This is a genomic window from Prevotella sp. P2-180 (assembly GCF_002251435.1).
In the GTDB taxonomy this organism is placed as follows: Bacteria; Bacteroidota; Bacteroidia; order Bacteroidales; family Bacteroidaceae; genus Prevotella.
The window spans coordinates 49,740-74,183 of sequence record NZ_NPJI01000034.1; the positions used below are offsets into that span (position 1 = coordinate 49,740).

Annotated in this window: 18 protein-coding genes and 1 tRNA gene; 7 read left to right on the forward strand and 12 right to left on the reverse strand. The window is 45.4% G+C overall.

Annotation, left to right across the window (positions count from 1 at the left end):
• Positions 1–23: 23 nt before the first annotated feature.
• The 9 genes from CIK98_RS05380 to CIK98_RS05420 form a co-directional block, all read right to left on the reverse strand.
• Positions 24–1,169: a hybrid sensor histidine kinase/response regulator gene (locus CIK98_RS05380; RefSeq protein ID WP_094383244.1), complete on the reverse strand. Its 1,146-nt coding sequence runs from the start codon at positions 1,167–1,169 to the stop codon at positions 24–26.
• Positions 1,170–1,330: 161 nt separating this feature from the next.
• A complete protein-coding gene (gene carB, locus CIK98_RS05385) occupies positions 1,331–4,558 on the reverse strand; it encodes a carbamoyl-phosphate synthase (glutamine-hydrolyzing) large subunit (protein ID WP_094383245.1) in 3,228 nt (1,075 codons plus the stop codon).
• Between the two features lie 85 nt (positions 4,559–4,643).
• On the reverse strand, positions 4,644–5,720 hold the full coding sequence (gene carA / locus CIK98_RS05390) for a glutamine-hydrolyzing carbamoyl-phosphate synthase small subunit (protein ID WP_094383246.1): 1,077 nt from the start codon (positions 5,718–5,720) through the stop codon (positions 4,644–4,646).
• A 15-nt stretch (positions 5,721–5,735) separates the two neighbouring features.
• On the reverse strand, positions 5,736–7,631 hold the full coding sequence (locus CIK98_RS05395; protein ID WP_094383247.1) for an amidophosphoribosyltransferase: 1,896 nt from the start codon (positions 7,629–7,631) through the stop codon (positions 5,736–5,738).
• An 80-nt stretch (positions 7,632–7,711) separates the two neighbouring features.
• A complete protein-coding gene (gene glmS, locus CIK98_RS05400; protein ID WP_094383248.1) occupies positions 7,712–9,556 on the reverse strand; it encodes a glutamine--fructose-6-phosphate transaminase (isomerizing) in 1,845 nt (614 codons plus the stop codon).
• A 97-nt stretch (positions 9,557–9,653) separates the two neighbouring features.
• Positions 9,654–10,589, reverse strand: a complete 936-nt coding sequence (locus tag CIK98_RS05405) for an endonuclease/exonuclease/phosphatase family protein (RefSeq protein WP_094383249.1) — start codon at positions 10,587–10,589, stop codon at positions 9,654–9,656.
• 105 nt (positions 10,590–10,694) lie between these two features.
• Positions 10,695–11,147, reverse strand: a complete 453-nt coding sequence (locus CIK98_RS05410) for a DUF4293 domain-containing protein (RefSeq protein ID WP_094383250.1) — start codon at positions 11,145–11,147, stop codon at positions 10,695–10,697.
• A 7-nt stretch (positions 11,148–11,154) separates the two neighbouring features.
• Positions 11,155–11,490: a DNA-directed RNA polymerase subunit omega gene (locus CIK98_RS05415; RefSeq protein ID WP_094383251.1), complete on the reverse strand. Its 336-nt coding sequence runs from the start codon at positions 11,488–11,490 to the stop codon at positions 11,155–11,157.
• Positions 11,491–11,527: 37 nt separating this feature from the next.
• A complete protein-coding gene (locus CIK98_RS05420) occupies positions 11,528–12,358 on the reverse strand; it encodes an outer membrane protein assembly factor BamD (RefSeq protein WP_094383326.1) in 831 nt (276 codons plus the stop codon).
• Positions 12,359–12,484: 126 nt separating this feature from the next.
• On the opposite strand from CIK98_RS05420, the gene uvrB reads away from it, so the two are divergent.
• The 4 genes from uvrB (at position 12,485) to CIK98_RS05440 (ending at position 17,855) form a co-directional block, all read left to right on the forward strand.
• Positions 12,485–14,536 (forward strand): excinuclease ABC subunit UvrB, encoded by a 2,052-nt coding sequence (gene uvrB, locus CIK98_RS05425; protein WP_094383252.1) that lies wholly within the window; start codon positions 12,485–12,487, stop codon positions 14,534–14,536.
• A gap of 89 nt (positions 14,537–14,625) precedes the next feature.
• Entirely contained in the window at positions 14,626–15,249 is a 624-nt protein-coding gene (locus tag CIK98_RS05430) for a DUF4468 domain-containing protein (RefSeq protein ID WP_094383253.1), read from the forward strand.
• The gene (locus CIK98_RS05435) at positions 15,246–15,500 is read left to right on the forward strand and encodes a hypothetical protein (RefSeq protein WP_094383254.1); all 255 of its coding nucleotides are present in this window, start codon (positions 15,246–15,248) and stop codon (positions 15,498–15,500) included. The genes CIK98_RS05430 and CIK98_RS05435 overlap by 4 nt, the downstream gene beginning before the upstream one ends.
• Entirely contained in the window at positions 15,501–17,855 is a 2,355-nt protein-coding gene (locus CIK98_RS05440; protein ID WP_094383255.1) for a putative porin, read from the forward strand.
• On the opposite strand, the gene CIK98_RS19045 is transcribed toward CIK98_RS05440, so the two are convergent.
• Positions 17,852–18,007, reverse strand: a complete 156-nt coding sequence (locus CIK98_RS19045) for a FeoB-associated Cys-rich membrane protein (RefSeq protein ID WP_094383256.1) — start codon at positions 18,005–18,007, stop codon at positions 17,852–17,854. The two genes, CIK98_RS05440 and CIK98_RS19045, sit on opposite strands and share 4 nt — an antisense overlap.
• Positions 18,008–18,045: 38 nt before the next feature.
• Positions 18,046–19,083, reverse strand: a complete 1,038-nt coding sequence (locus CIK98_RS05450; protein ID WP_094383257.1) for a diacylglycerol kinase family protein — start codon at positions 19,081–19,083, stop codon at positions 18,046–18,048.
• 159 nt (positions 19,084–19,242) lie between these two features.
• On the opposite strand from CIK98_RS05450, the gene CIK98_RS05455 reads away from it, so the two are divergent.
• From CIK98_RS05455 to CIK98_RS05465, 3 genes are all read left to right on the forward strand, one after another.
• Positions 19,243–20,430, forward strand: a complete 1,188-nt coding sequence (locus CIK98_RS05455; protein ID WP_094383258.1) for an aminotransferase class I/II-fold pyridoxal phosphate-dependent enzyme — start codon at positions 19,243–19,245, stop codon at positions 20,428–20,430.
• A gap of 84 nt (positions 20,431–20,514) precedes the next feature.
• Positions 20,515–20,587: transfer RNA gene (locus tag CIK98_RS05460), tRNA-Pro, on the forward strand.
• Positions 20,588–20,689: 102 nt separating this feature from the next.
• On the forward strand, positions 20,690–23,155 hold the full coding sequence (locus tag CIK98_RS05465) for a two-component regulator propeller domain-containing protein (RefSeq protein ID WP_094383259.1): 2,466 nt from the start codon (positions 20,690–20,692) through the stop codon (positions 23,153–23,155).
• Here CIK98_RS05465 and CIK98_RS05470 read toward each other — a convergent pair.
• The gene (locus tag CIK98_RS05470) at positions 23,143–24,390 is read right to left on the reverse strand and encodes a DUF5103 domain-containing protein (RefSeq protein WP_172409830.1); all 1,248 of its coding nucleotides are present in this window, start codon (positions 24,388–24,390) and stop codon (positions 23,143–23,145) included. The two genes, CIK98_RS05465 and CIK98_RS05470, sit on opposite strands and share 13 nt — an antisense overlap.
• Between the last annotated feature and the right edge of the window lie 54 nt (positions 24,391–24,444).

The window sequence follows — 24,444 nt, forward strand, 5'->3', positions numbered from 1 at the left end:
TGTGGAAGTTTTTTTTTACTCCTTTAATTCTTCAGCAGCGGCACGAGGACGCTGAACGTACTGCCTTCGCCTAATACAGACTCAACCATGACATCACCACCGTTTTTCTCTGCAAAGTCTTTGCAGAGCTGGAGGCCGAGACCGCTTCCTTCCTCGTTGTTTGTACCATATGTAGTCTCTCCTTTGTGGAATAGGCCTTCTATGCGGTCGGGGGCGATACCCACACCATGGTCTCTGATACTGATTTTTGCGAAGTCGTCTTTTTTGTCAACAATGATTTCGATGGCGCTGCCTTCTGGTGTGAACTTTATGGCATTGCTGAGGAAGTTTCTGACCACGGTGTTGAGCATGTCTTTGTCGGCACGAACCTTCAGTCCTGCCACATTCTCTTCCATGGTGAGCGCAATTTTCTTTGTTTCGGCTATCATGGTGAAGATACCGTATACGCCTGTCACCACATCGATCACATCGAAGTCCTGGTAAGCCACCTTCAGTCGTCCGGTTTGGCTCTTTGTCCATTTCAACAGGTTGTCGAGCAGGTCGTGGGTTTCCTCGGTCTCCTTGTTAGCTTTGTCGATGAGGTAAAACATCTCAGGTCCGATGGCTTCGGGCGAGACGGTTTGTACTACGAGGTTCAGCACCATACGAATGCTTGCCATAGGCGAGCGCAGGTCGTGGGCGATGACGGAGTACATCTTGTCTCGGTTGTTGATGGTTCTTCTCAGTTCTTCGTTTTGCTGCACGATGATTCTCTTTGCTGCCACGAGCGAGATTTGGTGCATGACACGCATTATGAGCTCTTCCTTGTTGAATGGTTTGGTAAGGAAGTCGTTGGCCCCCACCTGGAAACCATGCACGAGGTCGGCCGGGCTATTGAGTGCTGTAAGGAAGATGATGGGGATATCGGATGTTTCAGGGCTTTTCTTGAGTTCGGTGGCTGTGTCGAATCCGCTTATATCCGGCATCATCACATCGAGCAGTATAAGGTCGGGATGTTCCTTTTTTGCAGTTTCTATACAGCTTGTTCCATTGTTAGCCGTGAGCACCTGGAACTTTTCATTTGTAAGCAAAATCTTCAAGAGCAAGACATTGCTTATCACGTCGTCAACCACAAGTATTCTATATTCACTGCGGTTTATCGTTGATTCAAAATTTTCGCCAAAGTCCATAAGCTAGTATTTGTTACTTTTTCACAGGTGCAAAAATACACCTTTTTTTTCAATCTTGCAACTTTTTTACTAAAAAATGAACAAAAAGGGGATAAGAAACAGTGAACAACGCATAAAAAGCATGCGTTGCCCACTGTTTTTCTGTTTTGTTGTGGTGTTTTTTATTTGTATTCTTCCCAACTCTTGATACCTATACCTTCCTTTCCGACATTGCAGAATGCGTAGATGAAGGCCGATGCCAGGCGGCTGTTGGTGATGAGCGGCACGTTGAGGTCGATGGCGGCACGACGTATCTTGTAGCCGTTGGTGAGCTCGCCGGCAGTGAGGTCTTTCGGGATGTTCACCACCATGTCTATCTCGTGGTTGTGTAGCATTTCGAGGGCCTGTGGCTTGCCGTCTTCTGATGGCCAGTAGACGAGGCTGTTGTCAATGCCGTTGTCGGCGAGATATCGAGAAGTACCTCCAGTGGCGTAGAGCTTATAGCCATGGGCGACGAGCATTCTGGCGGCATCTAGCATTTCTGCCTTTTGCTTTGCGCTTCCTGTGGAGAGGAGTATGTTCTTCTCTGGTATGCGGTGACCCACTGAGAGCATGGCTTTGAGTAGGGCTGTGCTGGTGTCGTCGCCGAGGCAGCCCACCTCGCCTGTGGAAGCCATGTCGACTCCAAGGACGGGGTCGGCCTTTTGCAGTCGGTTGAATGAGAACTGGCTAGCCTTGATGCCTACGTAGTCGAGGTCGAAGAGGCTCTTGTGTGGCTTTTCTACCGGCAGGCCGAGCATGACCTTTGTGGCCAGTTCGATGAGATTTATTTTCAGCACCTTGCTTACGAAGGGGAAAGAGCGTGAGGCCCTGAGGTTGCACTCTATGACCTTGATGTCGTTTTCTTTGGCGAGGAACTGTATGTTGAATGGTCCGCTGATGTGAAGTTCTTGTGCGATTTTCTTGCTCACACGCTTAATGCGGCGCACTGTCTCGCAATAGAGTTTCTGTGGCGGGAACTGTATGGTGGCGTCGCCAGAGTGGACACCGGCAAACTCTATGTGTTCGGAAATGGCATAGGCTATGATTTCGCCATTTTTTGCCACTGCGTCCATCTCCACTTCCTTTGCGTGTTCGATAAACTGGCTTACCACCACAGGGTGGTCTTCGCTCACATTGGCTGCCAAACGCAGAAATTTCTCAAGCTCTTCTTGGTTGGAGCATACGTTCATGGCAGCACCGGAGAGCACGTACGAAGGTCGCACGAGAACAGGGAAGCCAACTTCGTCGATAAACTTGTTGATGTCGTCCATGGAGGTAAGGGCACTCCACGCCGGCTGGTCGATGCCGTTGCGCGAGAGCATCGACGAGAACTGTGCTCTGTCTTCGGCGTTATCGATATCCTTTGCCGATGTGCCGAGTATGGGCACGTTCTGTGCGTCAAGACGCATGGCAAGGTTGTTGGGTATTTGTCCACCGGTGGAGACAATCACTCCGTAGGGGTTTTCGAGTTCGATGATGTCCATGACACGTTCGAAGGTGAGCTCGTCGAAATAGAGGCGGTCGCACATGTCGTAGTCGGTGGACACTGTCTCGGGGTTGTAATTTATCATTACAGAGCGGTAGCCTTCCTTTCTGATGGTGTTAAGGGCCTGTACTCCACACCAGTCGAACTCTACCGATGAACCGATGCGATAGGCACCAGAACCAAGTACGATGATGGAACGCTTGTCGTTTTCAAACTTTATGTCGCTTTCCACCCCAGCATAGGTGACATAGAGGTAATTGGTTTGTGCGGGGTATTCGGCGGCGAGTGTGTCTATCTGTTTCACCACAGGAAGTATGCCGTAGTTTTTTCTTAGGTTTCTCACGAGTAGTCCAGCCTTTGCCATGCTGTTGAGTTCGGTTTCGAGCCCCACGGCGCGGGCTATTTGGAAGTCAGTGAATCCGTATACCTTTGCCTCACGGAGCAATTCGCGGCTGAGGTTGTTGATATTTCCCGCATCCTTCATTCTCTCGTCGATGTCGATGATGTGCTTGAGTTTCTGCAGGAACCACTTGTCGATTTTCGTGAGTTCGTGAATTTGGTCGATGGTGTAGCCCTTGTGCATGGCTTTCGAGATGATGAAGACACGCTTGTCGGTAGGTTCGCGCAGTGCCGCGTCGATGTCTGGAATCTCGAGTTCCTTATTTTCCACAAATCCGTGCATTCCCTGTCCTATCATTCTCAATCCCTTCTGTATGGCTTCCTCGAAGTTTCGTCCTATAGCCATCACTTCTCCCACCGACTTCATTGACGAGCCGAGTTCCTTGTCTACTCCACGGAACTTGGAGAGGTCCCAGCGTGGTATCTTGCACACCACATAGTCGAGGGCGGGTTCGAAGAATGCGCTTGTGGTCTTGGTGACTGAGTTTTTCAGTTCAAAGAGTCCGTAGCCCATGCCGAGTTTGGCAGCCACGAAGGCAAGTGGATATCCGGTGGCTTTTGAGGCGAGTGCGGAAGAGCGGCTAAGGCGTGCGTTGACCTCTATGACGCGGTAGTCTTCGCTTTGTGGGTCGAAGGCATATTGAACATTACATTCGCCCACAATTCCGATGTGTCTTACAATCTTTATCGAGAGTGCCCTAAGCTTATGGTACTCGCTGTTGGTGAGTGTCTGCGAAGGGGCTATGACGATACTCTCGCCGGTATGGATGCCGAGTGGGTCAAAATTTTCCATGTTGCAGACGGTGATGCAATTGTCGTACTTGTCGCGCACTACCTCGTATTCTATTTCTTTCCATCCTTTAAGGCTTTTTTCCACGAGCACCTGAGGGGAGAAGGAGAAGGCTTTTTCTGCGAGTTTGTTGAGTTCCTCTTCGTTGTCGCAGAATCCCGAACCGAGTCCTCCGAGAGCATAAGCGGCACGAAGTATGACTGGATAGCCAAGCGTGGCAGCGGCAGCCCTTGCCTGCTCGATGGTTTCGCAGGCTTCGCTTTTTATAGTCTTTACGTCAATCTCGTTGAGTTTTTCAACGAAGAGTTCACGATCTTCGGTATCCATGATGGCCTGGACGGGAGTACCGAGCACTTTTACCCCGTATTTCTCAAGCACTCCGGAGAGGTAGAGTTCCACACCACAGTTGAGTGCGGTTTGTCCGCCAAAGGCGAGGAGTATACCGTCGGGGCGTTCCTTTGCTATCACTTTCTCAACGAAGTATGGCTGCACTGGAAGGAAGTATATTTGGTCGGCTACACCCTCTGATGTCTGTACGGTAGCGATGTTCGGGTTGATGAGCACTGTTTCTACGCCTTCCTCTCGCAGTGCTTTCAAGGCTTGAGACCCTGAGTAGTCAAACTCACCCGCCTCACCGATTTTCAATGCTCCAGACCCGAGGAGCAGCACTTTTTTTATATTATTGTCTTTCATATTATTTCTTAAATAGTTTTTTCTATGAGTTAAGTACTTATCGCTTACTTTGTTCATAGGGAATTAGGACATCTCCCATAACTCCTTAATTCAGTACTTTAATGAATCTATCGAACATAAACTCAGTGTCAACAGGACCTGAACAGGCCTCTGGGTGGAACTGGCTTGTGAACCATGGATACTGCTTATGGCATACGCCCTCATTGGAACCGTCGTTCATGTTTACGAAGAGTTCGCGCCAGTCGTTGCCGAGTGTCTTGGCATCCACAGCATACCCATGGTTTTGGCTTGTTACATAGCAGCGGTTAGTGCCTACCTCACGCACGGGCTGGTTGTGTGACCTGTGACCGTATTTCAATTTGTAGATGGTAGCTCCTCCTGCCTTGGCCAGCAGTTGGTTTCCCATGCATATGCCGCAAATAGGTTTTCGGCTTAAAGACATTTGTTTGCGTATGATGTTTACTGCGTCTTCACACATGTCGGGGTCGCCAGGTCCGTTGCCGAGGAACAGTCCGTCGAAGTCCATGTCGGTATAGTCGTAGTTCCATGGTACTCTTATCACTTCCACGCCTCTGTTGACGAGACACCTTATAATATTATTTTTGACACCACAGTCCACGAGGACCACTTTTTTTCCGGCTCCCTCGTTATACCTTATAATATCTCTGCAGCTGACGCGGTCAACCCAGTTCACTCCCTCGTATTCAGCCTGTGGGATGTTGTCGGGCTGGTCATCGAACAGGATTTTTCCCATCATCACTCCATGCTCCCTGAGCACCTTGGTAAGCTGACGGGTGTCGATGCCAGTGATGCCAGGCACTTTTTCTCTTTTAAGCCAGTCGGCAAGGCTTTCCACTGCGTTCCAGTGAGAAAACTCTTCGCTATAGTCAGCCACGATGATGGCGGAGGCATATATTTTGTCGCTCTCCATGAATGTGGCCAACGAATTGGCTTCGATGGTGAAAGGCGGCACGCCGTAGTTGCCCACCAGTGGATAAGTAAGAGTCATGAGCTGACCGGCATAAGAAGGGTCGGTAAGACTTTCCGGATAGCCCATCATGGCTGTGTTGAACACTACTTCTCCTGCTACAGGAGCTTCATAGCCGAACGATTTCCCGTGGAATGTCGTTCCGTCCTCGAGGACTAATGTTACTTTTTTCATTATATGTGTAGTGGATTAAAACTTCTGTTGGTATTGATATACTTTTTCTATATAGTTGACAAAAGCCTGGTTTACAAGTTTCATACCGCCTGGGGTGGGGTAGTTGCCTGTGAAATACCAGTCGCCCTTATGGTTTGGTATGGCTTCGTGTAGGCCTTCTATGCTTTGGAACACTATTTCTATTGGTGTGGTCACTCCTGTAGGTCGAAGCATTTCCACCATCTTGTCGTTAAGTTCCTTCACGGAGAATGGTTTATAGAGATTTTTCACGCAGCATTTCATCTGGCTTTTCTCTTTCTTCAGTTCTCGCAGGCAGTTATGGTATGTCTCTTCGATGAGTGAGTGCATGCCTCTTTCCTTGAGCAGTTCGATGCAAGCTCTGAAGGCGATGAACTCTTCCAGGCGTGCCATGTCTATACCGTAATAGTCGGGATAGCGGATTTGTGGCGCTGAGCTGACAAGTACAATCTTTTTTGGATGAAGGCGGTCGAGAATCTTTATGATGCTCTCGCGAAGGGTGGTTCCGCGCACTATGCTATCATCGATAACAACTAGATTGTCGACACGAGGTTGGAGCACTTCATAAGTTATGTCGTAGACGTGTGAAGCGAGGTCGTTGCGTGAGTTGCCCTCGGTGATAAATGTCCTGAGCTTGATATCTTTCCAGGCTATCTTTTCCGATCGGACATATTTGTTGAGAATATTTTTCAGTTCTTCGTGGGTGGGTGTATGGTCGAGGCTTTCTATTTCCTCTATCTTCTGTTCGTTGAGTCTTTCCTTAAACCCTCTGAGCATGCCGTAATATGCCACTTCTGCGGTGTTGGGTATGAAGGAGAAGACGGTATGGTCTATATCGCCTTCCACTGCGTTGAGAATGGGCTTCATGAGCAGCTCGCCGAGTTTTTTCCTTTCCTGATAAATGTCGCGGTCTGATCCGCGGCTGAAGTATATGCGTTCGAACGAGCAGGCCGATTCGCCCCGTTGTGGCAATATCTGTTCTATCTTTGCCTCGCCGTTTTTGTTTACTATGAGGGCGTGGCCGGGCTGTAGTTCCTTGATGTCGTTGCACTCGAGGTCGAAGGTGGTTTGTAATACAGGCCGTTCGCTGGCCAGTACGGCAATCTCGTCATTGATATAATAGAACGCCGGACGTATTCCCCAAGGGTCTCTCATGGAAAACATCTCGCCGCTGCCTGTCAGTCCGCATACCACATATCCACCGTCGAAGTCTGGCATGGTGGTTTTGAGCACGTTGCCCATATTTACATGTTCGTCGATGTAGTCGGTGATGTCAGTGCCGTGCAGTCCCATCTCCTTGGCATCTTCGAAATTGCGTTCCACCTCGCGGTCAAGTCTGTGCCCCATCCATTCGAGCATGATGTAGCTGTCGCTATAGATTCTTGGACATTGTCCCATGGATGTAATCTTGTCGAATATCTCGTCGACGTTAGTCATATTGAAGTTGCCGCAGAGGCAGAGGTTTTTTGCCTTCCAGTTGTTTCTGCGAAGAAATGGGTGTACATATTTCAGTCCGCTTTTTCCTGTAGTGGAGTATCTGAGGTGTCCCATGTAGATTTCTCCGGCAAAAGCCAGGTTTTCCTTTGCATAATTAGGGTCGGAGAGTTGTTCCGGGGTAAGCAAGTTGAAGCCTTTCTGTGCCTCACGGAATATCTCGGTGATGGCGTTGGCACCCTCAGCTTTCTCACGGAACATATATTCGTTGCCAGGAGATGTTCCAAGCTTTACACATGCCATACCCGCTCCTTCCTGTCCTCTGTTGTGTTGTTTCTCCATCATGAGATAGAGTTTGTTCATTCCGTACATCCATGTACCATACTTGTGTTGGTAGTAGTCCAAAGGCTTGAGAAGCCTTATCATTGCCACACCACATTCGTGTTTTAACTGTTCCATTGTTATTTTTGTGTTGCTTGTTTATCCTTATCTTGTCTACTTAGTTGTCGTAATTGTTTTGACCAGGGCTAAAATGGATGTTATTCCACTGTGACAGACTTTGCAAGGTTTCTTGGTTGGTCTACGTCTTTTCCTCTGCAAACGGCTATATGGTATGCCAATAGCTGTAGTGGAATGGTGGCGAGAAGTGGTTCGAGACATTCTATGGTAGCTGGCATTTCTATCACCTCATCGGCAATGCGGCTGATGGTCTCGTCTCCTTTGCTCACAATGGCAATTACCTTACCTTTTCTTGCCTTCACCTCCTGAATGTTGCTGAGCACTTTGTCATACATGGCGTTGTGTGTGGCAATGACCACCACTGGCATGTCAGAGTCGATGAGTGCTATAGGTCCGTGTTTCATTTCCGCGGCGGGGTATCCTTCAGCATGAATGTAGCTTATTTCCTTCAGTTTCAGTGCTCCTTCGAGTGCCACTGGATAGTTATATCCTCTACCGAGGAAGAGGAAGTCGCGTGCGTAGGTGAAAGTACGGCTGAGGTCGGCAATACGCTTATTGAGTTTTAGAAGTTCCTTCATCTTGTTTGGTATCTGATGCAGTTCTTCTACTATTTTGAGATAGTCGGCAGAGGAGATGGTTCCGCGTTCTTTTGCCAGGGCCAGTGCAAGCATGGTAAGTACGGAGACCTGTCCGGTGAAGGCTTTTGTTGAGGCCACACCTATCTCTGGTCCTACATGGATATAGCTACCGGTGTCGGTGGCTCTTGGTATGCTGGAACCTATGGCGTTGCAGATGCCGTAAATGAAGGCTCCGTGTCGTTTGGCAAGTTTTACGGCTGCGAGTGTGTCAGCAGTCTCGCCCGACTGTGATATGGCTATCACCACATCGTCTTTGCATATTACAGGATTCCTGTATCTGAACTCTGAGGCATATTCCACTTCTACTGGTATTCTGCAGAAACTTTCTATCATTTGTTTTCCTATGAGTCCTGCATGCCATGAGGTACCGCAAGCTACGATGACGAAGCGTTTGGCCTGGAGAAGTTGTTTCTTGTAGTCGATCACGGCACTTAGCACCACGTTGTCGGTGTCGATATTCACTCGTCCTCTCATGCAGTTGGTGATACAGTCGGGCTGCTCGAAGATTTCCTTTAGCATGAAATGCGGGTAGCCGCCTTTTTCTATTTGTCCAAGGTTGATGTCGATGGTTTGTATCTCTGGATAGAGTTTGCGGTTTTGAATGTTCACCACCTTGAGGTCGTCGTGGCGTTTGATGACGGCTATGTTTCCGTCTTCAAGATATACTACCTTGTCGGTATATTCCACGATGGGGCTTGCGTCGGAACCAAGGAAATACTCGTCGTCGCCGATGCCTACAACAAGTGGACTTTGGTTTCGAGCTGCAATGATGGTATCTGGGTTGCGATGGTCGAGGATGGCTATGGCGTAAGCGCCTATTACTTCGTTGAGTGCCAGCTGCACGGCTGTGAGCAGGTCGATGTTCTTTTCTTCCTGTATGAACTCTATAAGTTGTACGAGTACTTCCGTATCGGTGTCAGACACGAAAGAGATGCCTTTGGCCTGAAGTCGGCTTCTGAGTTGTGAATAGTTTTCGATTATGCCATTATGGATAATGGCGAGATTTTTCGACTGTGAATAGTGGGGGTGGGCGTTGAGCGACGAGGGTTCGCCATGTGTGGCCCATCGTGTGTGTGCAATACCGATATTTCCGGTGACATTCTTGTCGCTGCAATATTCTACAAGATTGTCAACCTTACCCTTAGTCTTAAAAACGTTAAGGTCGCCGTTATCGTTGATGAGAGCCACTCCTGCGCTGTCGTAGCCTCTGTATTCAAGTCGTCTCAATCCTTTGATGAGAATGGGAAACGCTTCTTTGTTTCCTATATATCCAACAATACCACACATAATTATATACGTCTGAATTTAAAAATTGGTTGCAAATTTACAGTTATTTTTCCATTCATGCAAGAAAAACCTGGATTTTTTCTTTCTTGTTCATAATTTATCTTAGTTGTACTGTAAGCGAGATTGGTAAATGGTCGCTGCATCCCTCTTTGTTATATCGTCTGCCGTAGAACGTGCGGCGTGGTTTTACGCCTCCATAACGGCTATCAAACTCTAAGAGATAGGGATGGTCGTGAAGGGTGAAGGTGTAGGGCTGACTGGCGAGTGAGTGACTGACGAAAATGTGGTCGATGGTTTCCCAATCGCCTTTATATTTGTATGTCCCCTTTGCTCCGTTGGTTCCTTCTGCCCCATGGTCAGTGTCCACCATTCCGTGGTTTATCAGTTCCTTCAGCGGTCGTTCGCTGCTTGTGGCGTTGAAGTCGCCGGCAACGATAATCCTTGCCTCTGGCGATGCCTGGTATAGCGAGTCGATGATATGCGTGAGGGCATAGGAGAATGCCATTCGTCTTGGTTCTGTCTCACTGCCTCCTATTCGGCTTGGTGCGTGGACTACCATAACGTGAAGGGTGTCGCTATTTCCTGTCAGGCCTTTGACATAAAGGATGTCGCGAGGCGGATGGTCGCCGAAGTCGCCTTCCACTCTTATACTTTGTGTGTCAAGTGGTTTGAAGGTGAGTCTTCGGTAAACGAGTGCAACATCAATGCCGCGTTGATCTCTTGAGTCGGTCATCACATAACCATAGTTGCCTCCCTTGAGTGGTGTGAGTCTTGTGAGTCGGTTCATAACGCTGTCGTTTTCCACTTCGCTAAGTGCCATTAGGTCGGGCAGTGTTCCTTCGGGCGAGCATGACATGAGTGCCTTGGCTATGTTGACTGTCTTCTGCCGGTATCGGCTGAAGTTCCATTGGCGAATGCCTTCTGGAGTAAACTCCATGTCGTTTTTCAGTGTGTCGTGCCTGCAGTCAAACAGGTTTTCGCAGTTCATCTCCACTATTGTGAAGAGTGATGCTATGATAGCCAATGTATTCATGTTTATAGTAAATGTTTAGTTGAGTATGAAAGAAAGAAACCACAGAAGCAGTGGGTGACACTGTTGTCTGTGGTTTCATTCTTTGTCTTTTTCATATGTCGAAAATTATCTTATTCTGTCGGCTGCCCTTACGAGTTTTTCATCAGCCCATATTGCCTTGTAGGAGAGGAAATAGAGGGCGATGGCGATAAACGGGGCCCCGCCGCCTATTTCAATCTCGAAGGAGATATTGCCGCCTCCGAGCACTTGGCTAAAGACGGCAAAGACGATATACCACCCGATGACAAGAAACATGTTGAACACGCAAAGCCTCGCCTGTGCCACACGGTTGTGATAGGCGAAGATGCTGTAGATGCCCAATACTGACGAAAGTAGCAGTATGATGAACAGCGGGCATGTGGTAAAGTCTTTTGTTCCCTGTGCGGTATAGAGCCAGAGGTTGTATTCGGTGGCAACTCTCATACCTTCGGCATAGAAAGTACCGATGGGCAGGCAGAGTGTCAGTACCGACAACAACACCGCAAGCAACATATACAGAGTCTGTTTGCGCTGAATCATTACCAGATTAGTTGAAGTTCTGTGAATCTTTCTGCTGGTCGCGCCAGTAAACCTTTTTCTCTACAAACTCTTGTGTTGCGAGCAGCGATGGCTTTGGGAGCTTCTCGTAGTAACGTGAAATCTCTATTTGTTCGCGGTTCTCAAACACCTCTTCGAGGCTGTCGTTGTAAGATGCAAACTCTGCAAGCTTCTTGCTGAGATCTTCCTTAATCTGCATGGAAATCTGGTTGGCGCGCTTAGAGATGATAGCTACGCTCTCGTAGATGTTTCCTGTGTCTTTGCAGAGATCCATGATGTTGCGTGTCACGGTGTTTACCGGAGCCTTTGATTTCTTGTAATCCATTGTCCTTATATATTATATATGATGTTTCTACTCGTGATTAAATATCGCCTGTAATCTTTTTGCATTTCTGAAGATATTTCTCAGCAGTGGCTCGTTCGGCACTTTCTGGGAATTCGTTTATGAAGGCATAGCATTCGTCTTCAGCCTCACGATATCTGTCGATACGCTTTTCTTCCACGCTCTGCTGAGCCAACTCGTACTTGCTCTTCATGATGAGTACGGCGAAATCCTCGCGCATGCTAGTGAACGGATATGTTTTCAGCGTGTTTTCTGAAGTAACGATGCAAGCCTCGTAGTTAGAGCCGCCGTGAATGCAGTTGCCAAAATAATCTCCGAGGGTGTAATACAGCTTGGCTGAGAGATATTCCTTGAGAATGAGCTTGTCTTGCAACTCATAGAGTCGTTTCTGGGCACGCTCCTTGTACGACGATTCCGGGAAATAGTCCATAAACTCCTGATAGGCATTGATGGCTCCTACTGTGGCGGTCTGGTCGAGGCGTGGCTCGGGAGTGGACTGGTAGAGTGACTGCCCTATGTAGAAACATGCCTGTTCTGCAAATATTCCCTTGGGATAAGAAGAGAAATACTTCTTGAATGTGGCTGAGGCACTCTCATAGTCACGGTCGCAGTATTGTGCCATGGCAAGCATGTAAAGACATTCCTGAGCCTTGTCGGTTCCTTTCTGGATGGTGACGAGCTCTTGAAGAAGGACAACGGCCTGATTGAACTTGCCGTTGGCGAAACACTCTTTTGCAAACTCGTACTTGTAATTTATGTCGTTTGACTTATATACACGGTTAAACTCTGCTGCACAACTGCTCAGCAGAGTAGCGCATACAATTAATATGATAAATGCGTACTTTTTCATGTTTTTGTCTTTTGTGTGTGCAAAAGTACTCATTTTCTATTATATTTCAAAGCAAAACATGTTTTTTTTGCAAAAAAATCGGCAAATATAACGTTTATTACGCCGAAAAAGTGTAATTTTGCATTTATGAGTAAATTTATACTGACTTCTAAGTATCATCCCACTGGTGATCAACCTGAGGCAATAAGACAGTTGGTCGAGGGGGTTGAAAGAGGTGACAAGGCACAGGTGCTGCTCGGTGTTACCGGTTCCGGGAAAACCTTTACCGTGGCTAATGTTATTGCAAAGGTTGAAAAACCCACCCTGGTCATCAGCCACAACAAGACATTGGCCGCCCAACTTTACGAGGAGATGAGAGGATTCTTCCCCCAGAATGCCGTGGAATATTATGTTAGCTACTATGACTACTACCAGCCTGAGGCTTACTTGCCGGCAAGCGATACTTATATTGAGAAAGATCTTGCCATAAACGAGGAAATTGACCGTCTCAGACTTAGGGCGGTTTCATCGCTACTGTCTGGTAGGAGAGACGTGGTGGTTATTTCGTCGGTGAGCTGTATTTATGGTATGGGAAGCCCCATCGCTCTTTCCGAAAATGTCATTGAGATTCACTGCGGACAGACACTAGACAGAAACATGCTGTTGAGAAGACTCGTACAGGCTCTATATACAAGAAACGACATGGAGTTGGCCAGGGGTAACTTCAGGGTTAAGGGTGATGTGGTGGACATCGCTCCCGCTTATAGCGAGTCGATAGTGAGAATTTCTTTCTGGGACGACGAAATCGACGCCATCGAGGAACTCGACGCCATGACCATGACAAGATTGGCGAAGTTTGAGGAATACAGAATATTCCCGGCAAACTTGTTTATGACAACTCAAGAACAGACAAATATCGCCATCCGACACATACAAGACGACCTCGTGCAACAAATAGCATATTTCCAAGACCTTGGTGACAATATCAAGGCTGAACGTATTAAGGAGAGAGTGGAATATGACATGGAGATGATAAAGGAACTGGGACACTGCTCGGGTATTGAGAATTATTCCAGATATTTCGACGGAAGACAAGCTGGTGAAAGACCTTATTGCCTGCTCGACTTCTTCCCTGAGGATTTTCTTATGGTAATAGACGAAAGCCATGTCAGCGTGCCACAAATTAATGCCATGTATGGTGGCGACAGGGCAAGAAAGAGAAACCTCGTGGAATACGGATTCAGACTGCCTGCTGCCTTCGACAACAGACCGCTGACTTTTGAGGAATTTAAAAGCATGACCAATCAGGTGATATATGTTTCGGCAACGCCTGCCGATTATGAACTCGCTGAGACAGAAGGGGTAGTGGTGGAACAGGTGATAAGACCTACAGGACTGCTTGACCCGGAAATTGATGTAAGAAAGAGCGAAAACCAAATAGACGACCTTACAGACGAAATCCTCACGAGGTCGAAAAGAGATGAACGTGTACTTGTTACCACACTCACAAAACGTATGGCAGAAGAACTGACAGAATACCTCATGGCACAAGGCATACAGACTGCATATATACATAGCGACGTAGCAACACTCGACCGTGTGAAAATATTGGAAGACCTCAGGGCTGGTGTATACAACGTGCTTGTGGGAGTGAACCTGCTGCGTGAGGGACTTGATCTGCCTGAGGTATCGCTTGTGGCCATACTCGATGCAGACAAAGAGGGCTTCCTTAGAAGCAAAAGAAGTCTGACGCAGACTGCTGGACGTGCCGCAAGAAACGTAAACGGAAAGGTGATCATGTATGCCGACACCATAACAAAAAGCATGCAGGAAACTATTGACGAGACAAACCGCAGAAGAATTAAACAGCTTCATTTCAACGAAGTAAACCATATCGTGCCGAAACAGATAGAGAAAAACTCCAAAAGCCTGCTGCGCAACGAGGCGGGCGCTCAAGATACAAAGGAAACGAAAAAATCATCAGTTTATACCATGTCATCGTATTCAGAACCTCTGGAAGGCACTTTCGCAGCCGACCCAATAATCAAGAAGATGACTCCAGAACAACTTAGAAAGAGCATAGCCAACACTACAAAACTCATGAAAGAGGCTGCAAAAAATCTCGATTTCATACAGGCTGCACAATATAGAGATGAGATAATCAGACTGAACAGCTTGCTGGATGAGAAAAACGGGTAAAAAAGTGTTAATATTTATGCATGGTTACACATATTTAAAAATATATTAGTAACTTTGCCAAATAATTACAAGTATAACAAACGAATAATATGAAAAAAATAGTATTTGCAATTTTGTTCATGATGCCTTTTACGACAATGGCTCAAGACAATACATGGGAACGAATAGAAATCGAAGAGACTGATGAAACAAAAGTCAATCCCGACTTGAAATATCTAGAAGGTGCTGTGCCCATGGTGAACGGAAAGGTGGAATTCTCCACAGTCATTAAGGCGCCTGGAAAAAATAAAGAACAAATTTATGATATAACAAAAAAATATCTCACAAAAATGACCACCGAACCTAACCAGACAGAGTTTAGCAGAGTGGTGATTGACAATCCTGAAAAAGGAGAATTGTGTGGGGCTTTCCAAGAGTGGCTCGTATTCAAAAGTACGTCGCTATCGCTCGACAGAACCCGTTTTTTCTTCAATCTCGTGGCTGAATGCAAAAACGGCGAATTAGAATTGAGAATGATACGCATCCACTATCTCTATGAGGAGGAAAGAGACCCGCAGACTTATAAGGCCGAAGAATGGATTACCGACGAATATGCTCTTAACAAGAAAAAAGACAAACTGCTAAGAATAAGCGGCAAATTCAGAAGAAAAACTATAGATAGAAAGGATTTCATCTTCAATAAGTTCGACAACCTTTTAAATAGTAACAAATGACAAACGATAACTCTAAGAAAATAGATGAACTGGTAGAGACGCAAATGCGCCACAGACGACCGGACGACTTTGACAAAAAAGAGCAGATGATGCTCAGAATAAGAAACGTGCTCAATATCGTTTTCATGATACTCGCTGTGGTTGGGGCAGTGGTATACATTAAGGTTGACCTCGAAACGGGAGGTTGGATTATCGGTACAGCAGTAGTAATCAAAACTGTTGAAGTAGCTTTAAGATTATTCAAGGTTTAAATGAAAAAATTAGCAATATTACTTGTCGCAACTCTTATACATACCTTGGCAATGGCACAGGGGTTCGACCGCATAGATACCAACGGCAACGGGACCTTCACTCCCGACGGTGGCGACAACCGTAATTTCAACAAACACAATAACGACACCACTAAAAACAAAGAAGTGCCTAAGGGTATCAGAGTGTGGACCATAGATAGAAAATTTGGCGACACAATGCCAGCCGTGCCCGACACATTGCATCATCTGTTTATGAACTCCATTTTCAATACCGGAAGGTATGGGGAATATAACACCACTGGTAATAACTATACACCCAGAATCAACCGTATCGTAATTGATAGGCAGATTACAGACCAGTTTGCTTTCGTGCAACCTTATGACTACGTTACCTTCCAACCTGATACTTACCACTTCACCAATACGCTCTCACCACTGACAAACATCAAATATGATAATTGTGGCGACAAAACAAATGGTGAAGATCATATCGATGCAAAATTTGCCGTCAATGCCGACAAAAAACTCGGTTTTGGCTTCGACTTAAACTATTCTTACGCTCGTGGCTACTATAGTAACCAAAGCACTTCGCATTTCGGAGCATTGTTATACGGTTCGTATGATGGTGACAGATACAAAATGCATACCATGTTTTCTACTTACCACAGAAAAGTAGCAGAAAACGGCGGCCTGACCGATGACCAGTATGTTACAAAACCAGACATCTTCGAAGACCGACTTGCGACAAACGAAATGCCTACTATACTACAGCAAAACTGGAACCGAAACAATAGCTTCCATTTCTTTCTTACACACCGCTATAGCGTAGGGTTCTACAGAAAAGTAAAAATGACCGAAGAAGAAATTAAGGCCAAGAAATTTGCTCAACAGTCGAAAATTGACAATGAAGACAAAGACGGGAAAGACAAAAAACTATCTGGACAGAGAAAAATAAAACCCGAGTCTGAGCCTAAAGGTAGACCTGAAGGTGCGGCAATTGCAGGCAACGAACCTGAACAAAACAATACTCTCACAACAGACTCTACAAGAGTGAAAATTGGGTCGAAAGAACAAATGGACAGTCTAATGGCTGCAAAAGCTTTACAGGACTCCATCGACGCAACTATGAAGAAAGAATATGTGCCTGTAACAAGCTTTATTCATACTCTTGACTTCAACAACTACGACCATATCTATCAGGCATATAGCTCGCCTAACGATTACTATATGAATACATATTATGACAAGAATGCTGATAATGTGTATGCCGGCGACTCTATCTATGACCAAACTAAACTCACTCAGGTGAAAAACACTTTCGCTATTGCAATGCTCGAAGGTTTTAACAAGTGGGTCAAGGCAGGGCTGAAAATCTTTGCTTCACATGAACTCAGAAAGTTTACAATGCCTGACATTGTGAAAGCTACAGACGTGGGCGATAACGACATGGTAGTGATGGGAAAATGGAACGAAAACAACATTAGCATCGGTGGACAACTTGTTAAATCGCTTGGCAACACTTTCCACTATAATCTCATGGCGGAAACATGGCTCGCCGGTGAGGATGCAGGACAACTGAAGGTGGACTTCGCCACCGACCTTAACTTCAAACTCTGGGGCGACACGGTCACTCTGGCTGCTAAGGCTCATTTCTATAATCTTCACCCCGTATTCCTGCAACGTCACTATCACTCTAAACACCTTTGGTGGGATAACGACAACCTTGGCAAGGAAACAAGAACAAGAGTGGAAGGCTTGTTCTCTTACAGAAAAACAAACACGAGACTGCGTGTAGCTATTGAGGAAATACAAAACCATACTTACCTCGGCATGAGCTACGATCGTACTACAAACTCACTGACTAACATGAACGTCGAAGTGATGCAGTGCGGAAGCAATATCAATCTCATCACGGCTCAACTGATGCAAGACTTCAGACTGGGACCTCTGAACTGGGAAAACGTGGTGACATGGCAAAACTGTAGCCAAAATGACGTGCTGCCCGTTCCAAGTATCAACATTTTCACCAACTTATACCTAAAGTTTAAAATTGCTGGAGTGCTGGCTTGTGAACTCGGAGCCGATGCAACGTTCTTTACAAAATACTATGCTCCTGACTATAGTCCGCAACTCAGCCAGTTTGCAGTGCAACAAACAGCCGATAGCCGTGTTGAGCTTGGAGGTTATCCTTTTGTAGACATATATGCCAACATGCATTTAAAGCATACACGATTCTTTATCATGTTCAGTCATTTCAATGCAGGAAGTGGTAGCAGAATGCAATTTCTCGCACCTCACTATGCCACAAACAACAGCATAATGAGATTTGGACTTTCATGGAATTTTTTCAATTAACGTGATTTCTTGCAATGACCGCAATCGTCGCAACCATTATGCCCTTTGCCGAAAATTAGTTTTACTATTCGGTAAAGGGCATATGCTATTGATAATGCCACAACTATGGTGGTAATGATATTCTGAACGTCCATATTAATATCTAAAGACATTGTGTCACTAAACAATGTTGATGGTCCAACCGCAAAAGTCAATTTCCTGTTAGCTTGCGGAGAAGCGCCTTGTTGATGGCCTGTATGCGCCTGCCTTGTTTCTCTATGTCCTCGCGTACATTATTTATATTATTAAAGAAGATGGAAAAAGCATTGAGCATCTGGTTGGGCTGTCGCGGATCTTCTGTCTCATCGGGATTGGTGATGATGCGTATGCCTTGCGCTTCTATATGCACGTCGATGTCTGAGCCTGTCATAATCGGATCGCCGTCAAAATGTATTGCCCCAGGCTTGCTGCGATGGATATGAATGCTTTTCGCACGGAAGGTCTTTATCTTTGAGTTCATGTCTAATGTACGGTTCATAAGGTCGATGCTTATCTGTGGAGCGTCGAAGGCAGTAAAAGGCTCCATCACAATCACATCCATCAGACCATCGGTCATGGTGGCCTTCGGTGCTATATACGCATTGTTACCATACTGACTTGCATTGGCGCAAGCTATGAGATAAGCCTTATACTTCTTTGTGCCTGTTTCGTCTTCCACTTCGTAAGTCTCCGGCTTGTATTTCAGTCCCTCACGCAGCACATTTTCTATATATGTGATAGGGCCACGCTTTCCAGCCTCTGCAAATTTCAAGGAGATGAATGCGTCAAATCCCATGCCGCAGGTACAGAAAAACGGCAGATTGTTGATTACGCCATAGTCAAGAGCTTCTATCTTGCAGTTGTTGATAATGTCGATGGCCTTTCTCGGGTCGAGAGGAATACACAAATGTCGTGCAAGCCCATTGCCGGAACCACAAGGTATTATACCCAATGCCGTCTGAGTATGGACTATAGAACGGGCCACCTCGTTGATGGTACCGTCGCCACCCACTGCCACTACAATGTCGGTATTGGCATCCACACATTGTTTTGCTATGTCGGCAGCATGTCCTGGATATTCAGTAAACAACACCTTATGACAGAACTTCTCCTTGTTGAGAGTGCTGTCAATAAGTGCGGGCAACTGCATCTTGCTTTGAGTTCCCGAATGTGGGTTTAAGATGAATACAATACTACTCTTTTTCTTCATATAAGTGCAAAAATAATGTTTTTTGCGCAAAATAATAGTCATTATTGGACTAAAAATACCTAAAAGGTGCATTTTTTTAGAAAAAAGCACATTATTTGGCAAAAAATTAGTAACTTTGCCGCCTAAATTATAAGAAAAAGAATAAGAGACCTTTATAAAATGGGACAATTACAAGAAAGATACAAGAGCTATCGCGAGCCTCAGAAATTCATGGAGGCGGGTGTGTATCCCTATTTCCGCGAGATTACCGGAAAACAAGGAACAGAAGTAGAGATGGGTGGGCATAAGGTGCTGATGTTCGGCTCTAATGCCTATACTGGTCTTACAGGCGACCAGCGCGTAATTGATGCAGCCAAGAAGGCACTCGACCAATATGGTTCGGGATGTGCAGGAAGCCGCTTCCTTAATGGCACACTTGACCTCCATGTCAAGTTGGAAAAGGAATTGGCAGAATTTGAGAGCAAGGATGATGCACTCTGTTTCTCTACAGGCTTTTCGGTTAATGCTGGTGTCATTGCCATGGTTGTAGGACGCAATGACTATGTTATTTGTGACGACCGCGACCATGCAAGTATCGTTGACGGAAGAAGATTGTCTTTCGCCCATCAGTTAAAGTACAAGCATAACGACATGGAGGATCTCGAGAAGATTCTTCAAAAGCTCCCTTATGAGGCTATTAAACTGATTGTTGTTGATGGTGTGTTCTCAATGGAGGGCGACCTTGCCAACCTTCCTGAAATCGTCAAGTTGAAGCATAAATACAATTGCTCGATTATGGTGGACGAGGCCCACGGACTGGGCGTGTTTGGCAGAGAGGGTAGAGGGGTGTGCGACCATTTCGGACTGACTGACGAAGTAGACCTTATAATGGGTACATTCTCGAAGTCGCTCGCAAGTATCGGTGGTTTTATAGCCGGTGATGCCGACACAATCAACTTTTTGCGTCATACATGCCGCACATATATTTTCAGTGCATCAGATACTCCTGCTGCTACTGCGGCTGCGCTTGAGGCATTGCATATCGTGCGCTCGGAGCCTGAAAGAATCGAGGCATTGTGGAAGGTGACAAAGTATGCGCTTAAGCGATTCAAGGAAGAGGGCTTTGAAATAGGCGACACTGAGAGTCCTATCATTCCACTTTATGTAAGAGATGTGGAGAAAACATTCATTGTCACTGCAAGGGCATTTGACAGTGGAGTGTTTATTAATCCGGTGATTCCTCCTGCATGTGCCCCTCAGGATACACTCGTGAGATTCGCTCTTATGGCCACCCATACCGAAGAACAAGTGGAAAGAGGCGTACAAATACTCACTAAGGTATTTAAAGAGCAAAAAATTGTTAAATAATTGCGAAATATTTGCAAGGCTCAGAAAAAGTTCGTACCTTTGCACTCGCAAAACAGAAAGGGCTTCTTTCTGAGACTTGCAAAACGAGGTGTAGCGCAGTTGGTAGCGTTCCTGGTTTGGGACCAGGCTGTCGCAGGTTCGAGTCCTGTCACCTCGACAAAAAGAAGAATCTTTAATGGTTCTTCTTTTTTTTTATCTTTTCTTTTGGTGGTATCAATTATTAGTTGTATCTTTGCATATCAATACCTAAGCAATACATATGAAGATACATATACATAATATATTTGCATACATACTGACAGCACTTCTCATGAACGTTTGTCTGTCGTCGTATGGAAAGACAGACAACAAGTCTTTCCGGATAATCAATGCATCACATGGTCTTGCCGACAATAGTGCACAGACTATTCACTGCACCTATTCAGGACGTATCATTATTACAAGTCTTGGTCATATCAATATCTATGATGGTGGATATTTCGCTTATATACCGGAAAAGAAATCTCAATCGGCATATTACCTCCAGAATTATTTTGGCAATTATCACCTGTATTTCGACAACTGTCATCATCTTTGGCTGAAGGACAAACACAAGGTGAAGTGCGTAGACATGATGACTGAGTCATACCTTGACGACGTAAAACCTTTGTTCTTAAAAGAAAATGTGGAAGGCAACGTCGACGACTTGTTTGTTGACTCTGAAGGTAGGGTGTGGCTTTCTACTGAAGGGCTGATTGTGGCCGAAGCTCGCAAATACCAAATAAGAATCAATCCCGACAAGTCGCTTCAGGATTTAGAAGTGATAGAACATGAATTGTATTTATTCTACGATGATGGCTCGTTGGAAATACATAAGCTGAAAGACGGAACGCTTATCTCTTCAAGCGTGGCTTATGACAGAGAATGCCAGAAAAACTACAACAAGTCCACTGTCATGCTTCGTACATTGAATGGTTTTTTTCAAATACGTAACGGCTCTGGAAAGTCTATTCTTCTGTTCTACAATATCGAAACTAAGTCTTGGACCGAGCTGATGAGACAAGACTATAGTCTTAATAACATGACCATACACAATGAAGTGCTATATATTGCATGCGCTTACGGATACTGGACCTACGATCTTAAATCCAAACAACTCGAACATTTTGATGAAATAACACTTAATGATGGGCGAAAACTTATTACTGACATCAATACGCTTGAGTTTGACCGACAAGGCGGTATGTGGGCTGGCACAGAAAAGCGTGGCGTGCTATATTCAAAACCTCGATTGACTCCTTTCGATACCTACGGATGGGATAATCCAAGGGCCATAGAGTTGTCTGCATTGATGGACAAAATGATTGACTCTTCTGATGATGTGTATGAAAGCGGAGTGTATGCACGGTTTGTCGACAGCAGAGGATGGAGGTGGAAAGGAGAAAGAACCGGACTCTCTTTTGAGAAACCTGGAGACCCAAACACATATGTCGTGCCAAAAACTGTCGGTCTGCTCAACAATATTGCACATTGCATTATTGAAGACAACAATCATAATATTTGGATTGGTACAAGCAACGGCATCGCTGTTATTTTTATCAAAGACGGAAAGGTGAGCCATGCTATCAGCTTTAACGAAAACGACAACGTGCCGATAGAGTCGTTTACAGACGGAAGGTGCTATAAATTGCCTAACGGAAATATCGTTATGCAGTCTATTGACCATGTGGTAGAGTTTCGTCCAAAGACCTTTATTACTGACAACGATAATTTCATCCTCCTTTACCCAAAGTTTGTAAGACTTATGGTAAACGGAAATGTTGTGAATGCCGGCACTAAGGTCGACGGAGAAGTGATTATCAACCAGGCTGTGTCGCGAACAAAACACATCGATCTCGAATATCTTTCGAAAACCATCAACCTGACATTCTCTGCCCTAAACTATTTCAGACCTTTACAGACATATTATCGTGTCAGGGTGCTTGGCACAGAAGATGATAAATGGAAATCATACTCTTACTTCAATTCTGACGGATTGGTTGACTCCAAGGGCTTGTTACACCTTCCTCTTGTAGGACTGGAACCTGGAAAATACACCATAGAGGTTCAGGTTTCGATGTTTCCAGACAAATGGCCCACACCACCATTGCAAATTTCAGTTAACGTCCATCAGCCATGGTGGCAGACCACTGGATTGTATATCATGCTCTTCCTGCTAATAGTTGTTTTGTCGGTGGTCAATTTCATTTCTTATACGAAAAACAACAAGTTGAGAATTAAGTGCAACCTTGGTGAGTTTGAACTCGTAAAACAACTTAACGCCTTCCTAAAACGCAGCGATACATATATCGACGAGATACAAGTGCCAAGCCGTGATGAGTTTTTTGGCGGCAGCGAGGAAATGAATGCGTTGATGAATGAGAAATTTATCAAGGCCCTAATTGAACTGAAACCTTACTTGGAGAAGGGTGATGTAAACCATAAGATTTTAAAGGACGTAAGTGCCAACCAAGGCCTCGACATTCTTGAGTTCTACGACCTCGTATCTGCAAACATCAATAAGAATCCGCGCTTGTATGTTCGTGCGTTGAGACTTAGAAATGGTGCCGAGATGCTTGAAAAGTCTATGAAGAATGTTGACGATATTGCAAGTGATTGTAAGTTTGTGTCTACCAACTTCTTCATCAAATGTTTTAAGGCCCGATATGGTTATACTCCCGACGAATACCGTCGTCATCTGAGTTGACGATAGCCTACCAACTGCCAATATCGTTCGCCCGATGGCTTGTAATATACGTATGCTTGATAGCTGTTTTCTGTCTCATGGAAGTTGCCTTCAGTTGCAAGCAGCTCTTCTTCCCCATCTGTACCTATCGTAAGGTACTGAAATGAATAGTAGCCTTGCTTTTGCAGTATCGATAGGGTATAGCATTTCTGTTCGTCGTCCCATATGGCAACATATTTGTTTTTGTCGGCATGGGTTGTCCATTTCCCGTCTACAACCACGTGTCGGTTTATTTGCCGTTTGGTTGAAAGTCTATAGTTTACATACACATAGTCACTACAGATGTCGTTGTCTATATTGTCGCTGTTTCTTATGTAAAAGGCGCCGTCGGCATCTTCGTCATATATGTAGTTCTGGCGAGGCATGGAGATATATGGGTATGCTTGGTAGTTATGTCCGTCCCAGCTTATTTCTTCTATTCCCATGGTGGTGTGTGATAGAGAGAGCACCTCGTATTTCCTGTATTCGTTGCCTCCGTCGAATATGAGTTTACGGTTGTGTTGCCATGTGAGACTCTCTGGTGTTTTCATGTCGGGCTCGACATTTACGCGCTTCGTTGACTCCCTGTCGTTTTGTGTCACTATTGTATATAGTTGCTCTTCGCTGTTTGTCACTCTCAATCCATTGAAGTTCACTGCCATTGACAGTTGTTGATGACTTTTGTTTACATCGATGTCTGTGTTTGTCCTCATTTCCATTCTCAACGTCATTTTGGGATCGACCATCATAAAGCGAGCCTCAAGGAGACGTTCTCCTGTGTCGTCGTCAGTCACGGTCACAAGATAGTTGCCGCTGAGTTTCAGTTGACATTGTTCGTTGGGTATGCTGAAATGATAATGTGTAAATAAAACCGTAGTGTTTATGGAGTTGGAATAGTTGTCTATCACGTTGTCGTTGAATCCCTCAAGATAGTCGCTTTCAAGCAGTTCGGCGCTAGGGGTCCAGTCGGGGTTGCAGTGGGTAATGTGGTAAGTTAGGCGTCGTGTTTCGTGCGACATCTCGTCAAAGCCTATCCTCACAGTCTGTCCTTTGCCCATAGTGACTACTGTCGGCGATAGGAAGTCGTTGTCTACCATCACCTGTAGCGTATTGATATTGTTGCTATATATAGTTCCGTTGGCTACGCAATACGTTGAAGTCAGGAATGCGGAATTGACTATAGCAAACTTTATGTATTTGTATAATTCTTTCACCATAATTCGTATATAGTTAGTTTCTTCCTTTTCAAACATATGTTATCAAGGTTAAGA